General features: G+C 43.2%; 9 protein-coding genes. All 9 read left to right on the top strand.

Features of this window, described 5'->3' with window-relative positions; genetic code table 11:
• The first annotated feature begins 680 nt into the window (after positions 1-680).
• The 9 genes from FDF36_RS13700 to FDF36_RS13660 all read left to right on the top strand — a co-directional run bounded on the left by FDF36_RS13700 (position 681) and on the right by FDF36_RS13660 (position 14,791).
• Positions 681-1,850, top strand: a complete 1,170-nt coding sequence (locus FDF36_RS13700; protein WP_220391696.1) for an exo-beta-N-acetylmuramidase NamZ family protein — start codon at positions 681-683, stop codon at positions 1,848-1,850.
• Between the two features lie 43 nt (positions 1,851-1,893).
• The gene (locus FDF36_RS13695; protein WP_220391695.1) at positions 1,894-3,342 is read left to right on the top strand and encodes a sodium:solute symporter; all 1,449 of its coding nucleotides are present in this window, start codon (positions 1,894-1,896) and stop codon (positions 3,340-3,342) included.
• 16 nt (positions 3,343-3,358) lie between these two features.
• Positions 3,359-6,430: a golvesin C-terminal-like domain-containing protein gene (locus tag FDF36_RS13690; RefSeq protein WP_220391694.1), complete on the top strand. Its 3,072-nt coding sequence runs from the start codon at positions 3,359-3,361 to the stop codon at positions 6,428-6,430.
• A 93-nt stretch (positions 6,431-6,523) separates the two neighbouring features.
• Positions 6,524-8,389, top strand: a complete 1,866-nt coding sequence (locus FDF36_RS13685) for an outer membrane protein assembly factor BamB family protein (RefSeq protein ID WP_220391693.1) — start codon at positions 6,524-6,526, stop codon at positions 8,387-8,389.
• 23 nt (positions 8,390-8,412) lie between these two features.
• Complete coding sequence (locus FDF36_RS13680; protein ID WP_220391692.1) at positions 8,413-9,879, top strand: glycosyltransferase family 2 protein; 1,467 nt, start codon at positions 8,413-8,415, stop codon at positions 9,877-9,879.
• Entirely contained in the window at positions 9,876-10,808 is a 933-nt protein-coding gene (locus tag FDF36_RS13675; protein WP_220391691.1) for a DUF4922 domain-containing protein, read from the top strand. The genes FDF36_RS13680 and FDF36_RS13675 overlap by 4 nt, the downstream gene beginning before the upstream one ends.
• Positions 10,805-12,160 carry a SpoIID/LytB domain-containing protein gene (locus FDF36_RS13670; RefSeq protein ID WP_220391690.1) on the top strand — a complete coding sequence of 452 codons (1,356 nt, stop codon included), beginning with the start codon at positions 10,805-10,807 and terminating at the stop codon, positions 12,158-12,160. Before FDF36_RS13675 ends, FDF36_RS13670 begins: the two co-directional genes overlap by 4 nt.
• A 15-nt stretch (positions 12,161-12,175) precedes the next feature.
• Positions 12,176-13,474, top strand: a complete 1,299-nt coding sequence (locus tag FDF36_RS13665) for an MFS transporter (RefSeq protein WP_220391689.1) — start codon at positions 12,176-12,178, stop codon at positions 13,472-13,474.
• A gap of 42 nt (positions 13,475-13,516) precedes the next feature.
• A complete protein-coding gene (locus tag FDF36_RS13660) occupies positions 13,517-14,791 on the top strand; it encodes an exo-beta-N-acetylmuramidase NamZ family protein (RefSeq protein ID WP_220391688.1) in 1,275 nt (424 codons plus the stop codon).
• Positions 14,792-14,815 lie beyond the last annotated feature (24 nt).

The raw sequence follows: 14,815 nt of genomic DNA, 5'->3' as shown, positions 1-14,815 counted from the left end.
AAGTTCTAATGGAACTTATCAAGAAGTTGGCATAAACAACATTGCCTCATATCCTCAAGCAAACAGTAAATGACTAAACTAACAGTTCTTATACCCGTATAGGAGCTTTACTTAAAGCAAATATTATCAAAGGATTAACTCCAAATGCCAACTATATATTTAACCTCAATAATACAGGCATTAAACCAGTAGATTACCGACAGTGTATTAAAACTCCCAGGGAGAAAAAAAATAAATACTTGCCCCCCAACAGAAGTCAATGAAGATACAGAGTAGATCAGAACTCAGTACGTGACAATTCTCATGCACTAAATGCCGCAATGAAAGAAATATATCCGGCTATGTGAATACATTTTATGAACAACTCTTAGGATATGATAATGGCACAGGCTGCGGAGAATTATACTTTAAGACATTATCAATTGCACAAAATCTGCAATTAAGCCTCAACATCCTCGATTGGTAATCAGGGATACTCAGCAAAATACAAAGTTCATCCTATTCCTATGACAATTTGAACCATAGAAATAGGAAGAGTTTTATATTCTATCCTATAGTTTCAGAGAAAGATTCAATTTGCAAATTATTAATTATAATACAAAATATATCTAAATATATGTTTTTGATATTAAAATAAAAACTATCTTTGCTACAAAGAAATTCCTGCTAATACTATTTTTATGAAAAAGATACTACTTATAATCACTTTATTATGCAGTACTCTCTTTTGTCAAGCACAAAAGAAAGAGGTAATCGTAGGTGCCGAACAAACCAATGCTTACTTTCCAATCCTGAAAAATAAGCGAATAGCCATTTTTTCTAATCATACCGGAATGATAGGAAACAAGCACATTCTGGATGTTTTGCTGGAAAACAAGTTCAATGTAGTCGCTATTTTCTCTCCCGAACATGGTTTTCGAGGAAATGCCGATGCCGGAGAACATGTATCCAATACAGTAGATTCAAAAACAGGAGTACCCATCCTTTCTCTCTACGATGGAAAATCCAAGAAACCCAGTGAGAGTTCCATACAAAAGTTCGACATATTGATTGTAGACATACAAGATGTAGGGTTACGTTTCTATACTTATTATATATCTATGATAAGGCTGATGGATGCCTGTTCAGAATACAACCGTAAGATTCTTATCTTAGACCGTCCCAATCCGAACGGACATTATGTCGATGGACCGATATTGGATATGAAATATAAATCAGGAGTAGGCGGATTACCTATTCCCGTTGTACATGGAATGACACTGGGTGAGTTAGCCCTGATGGTCAACGGTGAGAGTTGGTTACCCTCCTCACGGACTTGTGATGTGACAGTCATTCCTTGTAAGAACTACACTCACCAAACGATGTATCGCCTCCCCATTCCTCCTTCGCCTAACCTGCCGAATATGAAGGCTATCTACCTATATCCTTCTACTTGCTTTTTTGAAGCGACCCCGGTAAGTCTGGGACGCGGGACCAGTTTACCTTTCCAAGTTTACGGACATCCTAATATGACCGGATACAACTACAGTTTTACTCCTCGAAGTGTCCCAGGAGCAAAGAACCCACCACAACTTAATAAATTGTGTCATGGAGTAAATCTAAGCAATCTCAGCGACGAAGATATATGGAAAAAAGGAGTAAACCTAACCTACATAATCGATGCCTATCGTAATCTAAATATGGGGGACCATTTCTTCAGACCATTTTTTGAGTTGCTGATCGGTACGGACTATGTACGTAAAATGATAGAAGAGGGCAAAAATGCCGACGAAATAAAAGCAAGATGGAAAGAGGATGTCGAAAAGTTCAAAGTACAGCGAAAGCCTTATCTACTCTATCCAGACAATTGATTAACTCTTAACCGGAAATATTATATTCATTAATCTGAAAAACATGACACCTATAGCGGTATTAATCACTATTGCTGCTTATTTCCTGATATTGTTTACCATTTCATACATTGCAGGAAGAAAAGCTGATAACGAAGGGTTCTTTGTGGGTAACCGCAAGTCGGCTTGGTATGTGGTAGCCTTTGCCATGATTGGTTCCAGCATATCCGGAGTCACCTTTGTATCGGTTCCCGGCATGGTTGGAGTCAGTAATTTCTCATACTTGCAAATGGTACTTGGTTTTGTAACCGGACAAATCGTTATAGCCTTTGTTTTGATACCCTTGTTCTACCGGATGAATTTGGTATCCATTTATGAGTACTTGGAGAGCCGTTTCGGGACCTCTTCTTATAAGACAGGAGCATGGTTTTTCTTCATCTCCAAAATGCTGGGAGCAGCTGTACGGTTATTCCTCGTATGCCTCACATTACAATTTCTGGTTTTCGAACCTTTTCACATGCCTTTCATCCTGAATGTCATTCTCACAGTAACATTGGTCTGGCTCTATACATTCCGTGGAGGAGTGAAATCACTGATTTGGACTGATTCACTGAAAACATTCTGTCTGGTAGTATCCGTCGTATTATGTATTTACTACATTGCCACCGATCTGCAGCTCAGTTTCACAGAGATGATTTCCAGTATCTCCGACAGTTCCCTGTCACGTATGTTCTTTTTTGACGACGTAAATGACAAACGTTACTTCTTCAAGCAGTTTCTTGCCGGTGTGTTTACAATGATAGCCATGACAGGACTCGACCAGGACATGATGCAACGTAACCTAAGCTGTAAAAACGTCAAAGACTCACAAAAGAATATGATTACCAGCGGCATCTCCCAATTTTTCATCATCCTCTTATTTCTGATGCTGGGAGTACTGCTCTATATCTTCACGTCACGCCAGGGCATCGCAAACCCGGCAAAAAGTGACGAGCTTTTCCCTATGATCGCTACAGGTGGATATTTTCCTGCCATTGTGGGCATCTTGTTCATCATTGGATTGATTTCAGCAGCTTATTCCGCAGCAGGATCAGCCCTGACAGCACTGACTACCTCGTTCACCGTAGACATACTGGGAAGCAAAGGGAAAACAGAAAAGACTGTACAAAAGATACGTAAACGAGTACATATCGGCATGGCAGTCGTCATGGGAATTGTCATCTTCGTATTCAATCTACTGAATAATACCAGCGTTATTGATGCTGTCTACATCCTCGCCAGCTATACATATGGCCCTATTTTAGGCCTGTTCGCCTTTGGCATTTTTACTAAAAAACAAGTACGTGACCGATATATCCCCCTGGTAGCCATACTCTCACCCATCCTCTGTTTCATTTTGCAAAAGAACTCGGAGACCTGGTTCAATGGTTATCAATTCAGTTACGAGCTACTAATATTTAATGCTATGTTCACTTTTATAGGCCTATGCCTCCTGATTAAGAAAAACAATTAACTTAACATACATACAAATGAAACCAATCCACACTTCCCTGATTCTGCTGCTTACAGCCGGCTTATTCCCACAAGCCGCAGCAGCCCAAGACCTATCTAAAGAACTCTGTTCACAGATAGGAGACTTTCTGAATAAAACTGCCCGAAAAGAAATTTCTGTAGGCAAAATCCGTATAGATTCTGTCAAGACAGAAGGAAATGAATTGGTACTTTTCGCCAACATGAACTGTTCGTATATCCCTTTCCGTACAGACAATGTAGCCGAAATCTACCAAGGTGTCAAAGCGCTACTTCCCCCAGAGTTGGCAAAACGCAGATTACAGATCCGGACAGACCACCATGCCATCGAAGAACTAATTCCCTTGGCATTTCATAATAAAAAAGGCAAGAAAGTTCCAACATTCAGCCACAAAGTAAACACACCCTTGATTACACGGTTATCTGTTCCGTATACCCCCATATACGGATTGCAGAACCGACACATCGCCCTGTGGCAAAGTCACGGTTTTTATTACGAATCCAAACTGACCCGTTGGGAGTGGCAACGTGCACGAATATTTCAGACAGTTGAGGATCTATATACCCAAAGTTATGTACTTCCATATCTTGTTCCAATGCTTGAAAACGCAGGTGCAACAGTACTTCTCCCTCGTGAAAGAGACACACAAACTGTCGAAATCATCGTAGACAACGATGGATGTAGGGACAGACATTCGGTTTATTCAGAGCTAAACGGAAGCCAAGCATGGAGAAATGGGACAGAAGCAGGATTCGCCCACTTAAGGGAAACGTACAAAGATTTCGAGAATCCTTTTCGTGAAGGTACTTACCGCCAGACTGAAACTATTAAAAAAGGAACTATAAGCACTGCCGAATGGATACCCGAAATTCCCCGGGCAGGACGATATGCCGTATACGTTTCTTATAAAACACTAGAAAACAGTACGGAAGATGCCCTTTATACTGTCTATCACCAAAGTGGTACATCGCAATTCAAGGTGAATCAGCAGATGGGTGGAGGAACTTGGATTTATTTGGGAACCTTTAACTTCGGTACCGGTAAAACTGATTGTAAAATTGTCCTTAGCAACCAATCGGCTAAAGAAGGACGCTTGGTGACAGCTGATGCCGTAAAAATAGGTGGCGGCTACGGCAACATTGCCCGGAGAATCTCCGTTGAAGGAGCTACGAAAAATACAAAAAGTTCGGACACAATGGTAATTGACACCTGTCATCCGATACCTCAAGCAGACTATCCATACGAGGTTAGTGGTTATCCTCGTTTCTGCGAAGCAGCCCGCTACTGGATGCAATGGGCAGGTATACCGGACAGCGTTTATTCAGACAGTCATGGTAAAAACGATTATACCGATGACTACAAATCACGTGGAATTTGGGTGAACTACCTCGCAGGAGGTTCTGCTGCCAACCCTACAGAAAAAGGACTGAACATTCCCGTGGACATGGCCTTCGCTTTCCATTCAGATGCAGGCACCACTTTTGGTGACACGATCATCGGTACACTCGGTATTTTCCAGACTTCGGCCTATAACGGTGTATATGCAAACGGTACTTCACGATATGCTTCCCGCGATCTATGCGATCTGATACAATCAAACATCGTAAAAGATATCCGTACCTTATATGAACCCGAATGGACACGTCGGGGAATGTGGAATCAATCTTATTACGAAGCACGTGTACCGCGAGTGCCAACGATGTTATTGGAACTACTGTCACATCAAAACTTTGCCGACATGCGTTACGGACTCGACCCTCGTTTCCGCTTCACCGTAAGCCGTGCCATTTACAAAGGAATGCTGAAGTTCATTTGTTCACAATATAAAATGAAATATGTAGTACAGCCTTTACCCGTCGATCACATGAGTCTTCGCTTTAAAGAAGGCAACCGGATCGCACTCTCCTGGCAACCGGTATACGATCCGTTGGAAACTACCGCAAAAGCCGACCAGTATATTGTATATACCCGCATCGGAGACAGCGACTTCGATAATGGTGTGATTGTAAATTCCACAGACTATCAAACAGTCATCCCTTCGGGCGTAGTTTGCAGTTTCAAAGTGACCGCCTTAAACAAAGGAGGTGAAAGTTTTCCATCGGAAATCCTCTCTATTGGAAAAGCTTTTAATGACAAAGGGACTGTATTAGTCATAAATGGATTTGACCGGATCTGTGCCCCTGCAGATTTTACGGCAGATGCGGACACTTTAGCCGGATTCTTAGACCAACTGGATCACGGAGTACCCTACAAAAGCGACATTAGCTACATCGGCCCGATGAAAGAATTCCGACGGCAGATCCCATGGATGGACGACGATGCTTCCGGATTCGGTGACAGTTATGGCACACACGAAACGATGGTAATTTCCGGGAATACATTCGACTACCCAGCTATACACGGAGAAGCAATTTTGAAAGCAGGCTACTCGTTTACATCTTGCAGTGACGAAAGTATCGCTCCTCCCACCTCTTCTCTTAAAGAAAGAAAAAAACAGACCTGTATGAATGACTATAAATACGTAGATCTTATATTAGGAAAACAATGCCAGACCAAAATAGGACGTGGAGGAATCCATCCATTAGAATTTAAAACATTTAACCAAAAGATGCAAGATGCCATCACAGACTACTGCCAGTCAGGAGGTAACTTTTTCGTATCAGGTGCTTATGTAGGATCCGACTTGTGGGACAATCACCTGGTGAAAGCAAATAAAAAAGACCAAAAGTTTGCCAGAGAAATATTGAAATACAAATGGCGTGTAGGACAAGCAGCCCGTAACGGAAAAGTGAGAAGCGTAGCCTCTCCATTCCCACAAATTACAGGAAACTACACTTATTATCAGGAGCTGAACCCAGAATCGTATGTTGTAGAATCACCAGATGCTATCGAACCGACTGCACAAGGAGCATTCACCGTACTACGGTATTCAGAAAATAATTTGAGTGCCGGCATAGCCTACAAAGGAAACTATAAAACCTGCGTACTGGGATTCCCATTTGAATCAATACGTACAGCCACAGAAAGAGAACTGTTGATGAAAGCCATACTGACTTTTTTCGAACACTAAAACAGAAGATTTCCAATCCTCCCACACAAGGAGTTTGCCCGAAAGCTTTAAAGTTAATAAACAGTAGAGTTATAACAAATAAAATCATCATCTATGAATAGAAGACTTTCTATATTCGTAATCATTTTGTTTTTCCTGTTACCTGTTGTCACACAGGCACAGGTAACAGGTTCTTTCCGCTTCGCACAGCTAACAGACATACATCTTAGTCCCAATAATCCGAAACCGACAGAAGACTTGAAACGTTCCGTCGAACAAATTAATGCTACACCGGATATAGACTTTGTGTTAGTCACCGGAGACCTTACCGAAGAGGGGGATCGTACCACCATGCTACTTGTAAAATCCATTCTGGACCAACTGAAAGTGAAATACTACGTTGTACTAGGTAACCACGAAACAAAGTGGAGTGATTCCGGTTGTACCGCTTTCAGCGAAATATTCGGAGGAGAACGCTTTGAATTCGAACATAAAGGATTCTTGTTTTTAGGCTTCAATTCAGGACCACTAATGCGTATGGCCTACGGACATGTAGTACCGCAAGACATCACGTGGATGAAACAAGAAATGGATAAAGCCGGAAAAGACAAGCCTGTAATCCTAGTCACCCACTACCCTATGCTGGATGGAGATGTGGACAATTGGTATGATGTCACCGATGCCGTTCGTCCGTACAACATCCGTACTTTCATTGGAGGACACTATCATCGTAATCGTCTCCTCTCGTACGATGGCATACCGGGTATTCTCACCCGCTCAAACCTGCGCGACAAGGACGGTATAGGCGGCTACGGCATTTTTGATATCACTCCGGACTCTATCATTACTTACGAACAACGTATTGGTGAACCAATGAAGCGTTGGGCTGCCTTGTCGCTCACCCGATCCTATTATAACCGTACCGGAAAGGCAGTGAAATATCCCAGTTTTTCGGTAAATAAAGAGTATCCACAAGTAAAGGCAGACTGGCAGGTACAGACCGGTGTAGGTATCTATTGTTCTCCTGCGCTCTGGAAAGACAGAGTTTATGTAGGCGATGACCTGGGTTTCCTGACCTGCTATACCCTGAAAGAGGGACGTAAATTATGGAATTTCCAATCTGAGAAGCGTATTGTAGGTACACCTGCCATAGCCGATGGAATCGTTGTTTTTGGCTCCGCTGACCACAACATCTACGGACTGGATGCCGTAACCGGTAAAGAACGATGGAGGGTTACAGCTTCCCAACCGGTATTGGGAGCAGTAACCATTGAAAAAGGTATTGCTTACATAGGTGCCAGCGATTCCACTTTTCGTGCCATTCGCATTAAAAATGGAAAAGTAGTATGGGCTTATACCGGCATTAAAGGTTACATCGAAACGAAACCTCTGGTAGAAGGTGACAAGGTCATATTCGGTGCATGGGACAATACTCTCTATGCTCTCAATAAATCCAACGGCAAAGAACTCTGGAAGTGGACCGGCGGGCTGACTCGTATGCACTTCTCCCCTGCTGCCGTATGGCCTGTAGCAGCACACGGAAAAGTATTCATCACCGACCCGCAACGTGCCATAACTGCCATCAGCCTAAAAACAGGAGAAACTATTTGGCGTACCTTCCAGTCCATGGTCCGCGAAACAATCGGGCTGTCTGCAGACAAAAAACAAATTTACAGCAAAACAATGAACGACAGTGTGGTCTGCTATTCCACTATCAGCGACACTCCAAAAGAAATCTGGGCATCCAACGTAGGCTTTGGCTACGAACATGCTCCATCCATGCAGATGGAAAAAGACGGTGTAGTATTCAGTAGTACCAAAGAAGGACTTATCTTTGCATTGGATGCAAGTACCGGACAGGTATTGTGGAAACATAAGATCGGCAATTCACTGATTAATACCGTACTCCCCATCAGCCGCCATCAAGTACTGTTTACAGCCACCAGTGGTGAAACAGGCTTACTCGAGTGGAAAGAATAAAACAAATCAAAACATTTGCATATATGAAATCAACAATCAATTGCTTCATCCCTTACGCGGGAGTAGCACAAGCAGAAAAAACAGTTCAAGGATTACAGGCAACAGGTTTGGTGAAGAAAATCTACCTTCTTGCCACCTCACCTATCTTTGATCCACTACCGGGATGCGAACTACTCTATGTAGACAAGCTCACCAATAGCGCCTCCATGTACGCCATTGCTGCCCGTTCCGATACAAGTTACACATTGCTTTATACCAAATATACATCACTTGAACTGGGACTATTTGCCCTTGAGCGGATGATTCACATTGCCGAAGATTCGGCTGCCGGCATGGTATACGCCGACCATTATCAAGTAACAGAAGGTAAGCAGAGTAATGCCCCGGTCATCGATTACCAGTTCGGAAGCCTCCGTGACGATTTCAACTTCGGTTCTGTCCTCCTTTTCAAAGCCTCAGCCTTAAAAGAAGCCACCAAGCGAATGAAATCCGACTATAACTTTGCTGGACTCTACGATCTACGCCTTAAACTTTCACAAAAATACCTATTGGTACATATCAATGAATACCTTTATTCGGAAGTAGAAAACGACACTCGAAAAAGTGGTGAAAAAATATTCGATTATGTAGATCCAAAAAATCGTGACCGACAGATTGAAATGGAAGAGGCATGTACCGAACACCTGCAAGAGATAGGCGGCTATCTGAAGCCCGAGTTCGAAAAAATAGAATTCAGCACCGGTAATTTTCCATACGAAGCTTCTGTAATTATCCCGGTACGCAACCGTATTCGTACCATACGCGATGCCATCCGTTCTGTACTCAGCCAGAAAGCAGATTTCAAATTCAACCTGATTGTTATTGACAATCACTCTACAGACGGCACCACTGAAGCCATTAATGAATTCAAAGACGATGAACGTCTGATTCACCTGATCCCTGAACGTAATGACTTGGGTATAGGAGGCTGCTGGAATCTGGGTGTTCACCATCCTCTTTGCGGCAAGTTTGCCATCCAACTTGACAGCGATGATGTATATGCCCATGATGGTACTTTGCAAGTCATGGTCAATGCATTCTACGAACAGAATTGTGCCATGGTAGTAGGTACCTACATGATGACAGATTTTGATATGAACATGATCGCTCCGGGCATTATCGACCACAAAGAGTGGACACCAGAAAACGGGCGAAACAATGCACTACGTATCAATGGATTAGGTGCTCCCCGCGCATTTTACACACCAGTACTACGTGAAGTAAAAGTACCCAATACCAGCTATGGTGAAGATTATGCGTTAGGATTGAATTTTTCACGCCGATATCAGATCGGACGCGTATACGAGGTCGTTTACCTATGCCGCCGTTGGGATGACAACTCGGATGCCTCTCTCGACATTGTAAAAATGAATGCTCACAACCTTTACAAAGACCGTATACGCACTTGGGAACTGCAGGCACGAATTACATTAAATAAGAAACAAAGATGAACAAGGAGATAGATATTCTACTGAGCGAACAGCTCTCCTCTTGGGAGATGGCACAGAACAATTACGATGCACTGAAACGAGTAAGAGTAAAAGATGTGGAAGTGAACGGCTGCCTGTATAAAATACAGTTCAACCCGGCACGTATTGTTTCCTCAGCTGCCAAGGTAGATAGTAAATCAATTCAAGAACGTAAATGTTTCTTGTGTCCGGCCAACCTTCCACCTATGCAAAAAGGAATTCTCTTCGGAGAACACTACCAGATATTGGTCAATCCATTTCCTATCTTTCCCAAGCATTTGACAGTTCCCGAACTACAGCATATTGATCAACACATCTTGCATCGCTTTGGCGATATGATCGACTTGGCTGCTTATGCCGAAGATTATGTCATCTTCTACAACGGTCCCAAATGTGGTGCTTCAGCCCCCGACCATATGCATTTTCAAGCAGGTAACAAAGGTTTTCTAACCATCGAACAAGAATGGAAAGAGAAAAGGACGGAGAAGATAATCACCTGTAAAGATGCTACTCTTTGGGCTCTAAACGATTATCCCCGTACTACTCTATTGATTGAGGCGGGAAGCAAAGAAACAGCTATAATGCTGTTCAATACCGTATATCAGGCCATGCCCTCAAAATCTGGTGAAAATGAACCTATGATGAATGTATTGGTATGGAAAGAACAAAGAAACTGGGTTGCCTGCATCTTTCCACGCGACAAACACCGTCCCTCCTGCTACACAGCCGAAGGGGATGCCAATATCCTGATCAGCCCTGCATCAGTGGATATGGGTGGAGTATTCATCACTCCACTGGAGAAAGACTTTGAAAAGATAACAGCAAATGATATTGCCGACATTCTCGGTGAAGTATGTTTGAAACCTGCGGCCTTCCGCATATTGATAGAACACATAAAACAACAATTATGAAAGAGCCTAAAGTACAGGTCGGCATTTTGTCCGAACCTCAAATCGAATTCATACTGCTGAACCCTTATCATATCAACGGGGAAGAGGTCAGTGGCAAGCAAGTTGTGACCTATGATAACGGGCATATCCTCTGGCAAGGGCATTCATATGACGAACTGCTGTTTGAACCTCTACACGAAGAAAGTGATGCTTTCGAACTGTTGGATGTCACCATCGGTATCAATTTCCATTGGGAACGAAAAGAAAACCAACGCTTTATCGGAGCTCTGAAAATTATTGTCGAAAATAAAAAGTTAACGGGAATTAACGTAATTCACGTGGAAAACTACCTGACCAGTGTAATTTCTTCAGAAATGAGTGCAACGGCAAGCTTGGAACTCCTGAAAGCACATGCAGTGATTTCAAGAAGCTGGCTATTAGCGGGACTTTCCCTCCCCCATTCCAAAAATAGAGAAGAAAGCAGTACCACTTCCGAGGAAGCACCAGCCCCTTTATCTTCTGCCTCTCTCTCTACGCAAAAGGCAGAGAATGAGATCATGATCCGCTGGTATGAACGTGACACACATATCCACTTTGATGTCTGTGCCGACGATCACTGCCAACGCTACCAGGGTATTACTCGTTCCTCAACCGAAATAGTGAAACAAGCCATCTCTACCACCCGAGGACAGGTACTTATGTCGGAAGGGATCATTTGTGACGCACGCTTTTCCAAATGTTGTGGTGGTGCCTTCGAAGAGTTTCAATATTGTTGGGAGGATATCAAACACCCGTATCTATCCAAACAAAGAGATAGCAAAGCAGTAACCCATTTACCCGACCTTCGAATAGAAGCCGAAGCCGAGAGATGGATACGTACTTCACCCGAAGCTTTCTGCAATACGAAAGACAAGAAAGTATTGTCTCAAGTATTGAATAATTATGATCAAGAAACCACCGACTTTTATCGTTGGAAAGTAGAATACAGACAGAAAGAACTTTCCGAACTTATTCTAAAACGCTCGGGCATCGACTACGGACAAATTCTCGACCTGGTTCCTGTGGAACGGGGAACTTCCGGACGACTTGTCAAACTCAAAATTATAGGCACCAAACGAACCGTAACCATTGGCAAAGAACTGGAAATACGTCGTACTCTCTCTACCTCACACCTATATAGCTCCGCCTTCATCATTGATAAAGCAGACACCATAAACGGTATACCGGAACGCTTTATCCTTACCGGAGCCGGATGGGGACACGGAGTGGGGCTCTGTCAGATAGGAGCAGCCGTCATGGGTGAGCAAGGTTATACATACGACACTATCTTGCTGCATTATTACATCGGTGCAACGATAGATAAACTTTATTAAAAACACACCATTATCATGAAAAACAAAAATATATCGCCATGGGCATGGATTCCAACTCTTTATTTTGCACAAGGATTGCCTTATGTAGCTGTTATGACTATCTCGGTAATTATGTACAAAAATTTAGGTATCTCCAACACTGACATCGCCCTTTACACCTCTTGGCTCTATTTACCATGGGTGATTAAACCCTTCTGGAGCCCGTTTGTCGATTTATTAAAGACTAAACGATGGTGGATAGTTAGCATGCAGCTATTGGTAGGTGCAGGACTGGCAGGAATTGCTTTCACCATTCCGATGTCAAACTTCTTCCAAACCACCCTTGCCATCTTTTGGTTGGTGGCATTTAGCTCGGCTACGCATGACATTGCTGCCGACGGATTCTACATGTTAGCGCTCAACGTGCAGGATCAGGCACTTTATGTCGGTATCCGCAGTACTTTCTATCGCATAGCCACAATTGCCGGACAAGGTTTGCTGGTGATGCTCGCAGGTGGACTCGAAATATGGACAGGCAGCATTAAATATGGATGGAGTATCACGTTCTTTATTCTGGCGGGACTCTTCCTCGCCTTCTGTCTGTATCATAAATGTATATTGCCAAAGCCCGACAGCGATAAAGCAGTAGTAGGTGAAAATAGTGCCAGTGCCATTTTCAGTGGGTTCATAGAAACCTTCGCTTCCTTCTTCCGCAAAAAACAAGCAGGAGTTGCCATCCTTTTCATGTTATTCTACCGTTTTCCGGAAGCACAATTAGTGAAGCTTATAAATCCATTCCTGCTCGATCCTATTGACAAAGGCGGACTGGGATTGACAACAGCCGAAGTCGGATTAGTCTACGGCACTATCGGTATTATCGGACTAACCTTGGGAGGGATTATCGGAGGTATTTGCGCAGCCAAAGGAGGATTACAAAAGTGGCTTTGGCCAATGGCGTGGAGCCTTTCATTGACTTGCCTTACCTTCGTATATTTAGGCTACTTCCAACCACAAAATTTTGTGATAATCAATCTATGCATATTTATTGAACAGTTCGGTTATGGCTTCGGGTTCACAGCCTACATGCTTTACCTGATTTACTACTCCGATGGTGAACATAAGACAGCACACTATGCCATCTGCACCGCTTTCATGGCATTGGGTATGATGCTGCCGGGTATGGCTGCCGGTTGGTTACAAGAACTGATTGGATACGAAAACTTCTTCATCTGGGTAATGGCTTGTTGTGCCACAACAATAACCGTATGCGCCTTTATTAAGATAGATCCCAACTATGGTAAGAAAGAGGAGAACACTCTCTCAAAAATAAAATAAGCCCACTTCTATTTACAGAACATTTAAAAACGGACTAAGAATATGACACATAAAAAAAGTATATTAAAGATATTATTCACTCTTTTCGTCTTCATAACCTCCGCTTCCTTCTCTCAGGGAGCCGAACCAGGAGTAATACCTCCGGGAATCCGCATTAAAACCGGGATTGAGGTCCTGAAAGAACAAAATTTCAAATGCCTTGAGGGAAAACGCATAGGGCTGATTACCAACCCGACCGGTGTTGACAATCAGTTAAGATCTACCATTGACATTCTGCACGAAGCACCCAACGTCAACTTGGTAGCCCTTTATGGACCCGAGCATGGTGTACGGGGTGATGTACACGCCGGTGATAAAGTAGATAACACAAACGATCCCACTACCGGATTACCCGTCTATTCGCTTTATGGCAAGACACGCAAGCCGACACCCGAAATGCTAAAAGACATCGATGTACTAGTATATGACATACAGGATATCGGTTGTCGTTCATTCACTTATATAAGTACGATGGGCGTAGCCATGGAGGCTGCTGCCGAAAATGGCAAAGAGTTTATTGTTCTCGATCGCCCCAATCCCATAGGTGGATTAAAAATTGAAGGGAATGTGGTAGAAGATGGATGTATATCTTTTGTCAGCCAATTTAAAATTCCGTATCTTTACGGACTTACTTGTGGTGAGTTGGCTCTGATGCTCAATGGCGAACAAATGTTAAGTAAACCATGTAACTTGCACGTCGTGAAGATGAAAGGCTGGAAGCGCAAGATGGACTATGTGCAGACAGGACTACAGTGGATTCCTTCGTCTCCCCATATCCCACACCCGCATTCCGCTTTCTTTTATCCGGTATCCGGAATACTCGGCGAACTGGGTTATATGTCGATCGGTGTAGGATACACCATCCCGTTCCAAATGTTTGCTGCCCCTTGGGTGGAGGCAGAGAAACTGGCAGATAACCTCAACCGCTTGCATCTGCCAGGAGTAATATTCCGCCCGATACATCTTAAGCCTTTCTACTCTGTAGGTAAAGGAGAGCATATGCAAGGTGTACAAGTGCATCTTGTAGACTTTAACAAAGTATCACTGAGCGAAATACAGTTCTACGTGATGCAGGAGGTAGCTACCCTCTATCCGGATCGTGCCGTATTCGGCCATGCCGATAAAAAGCGCTTCCGTATGTTCGATCTCGTCAGTGGCTCTAAAGAGATACGCGAGCGTTTCAGTCAACGCAACCGTTGGGAAGATGTCCGCGATTACTGGTACAAAGATGTCGACGACTTCCGACGGCTATCGAAAAAGTACTATTTATATAAATAAAAACCTGGGCTGAGTGCCGAACAA

It is taken from the genome of Bacteroides fragilis, assembly GCF_019583405.1.
GTDB classification, from domain to species: Bacteria; Bacteroidota; Bacteroidia; order Bacteroidales; family Bacteroidaceae; genus Bacteroides; species Bacteroides fragilis_B.
Note: the sequence above shows the minus strand (reverse complement) of the source record. Positions and strands in the feature narration are given on the sequence as shown.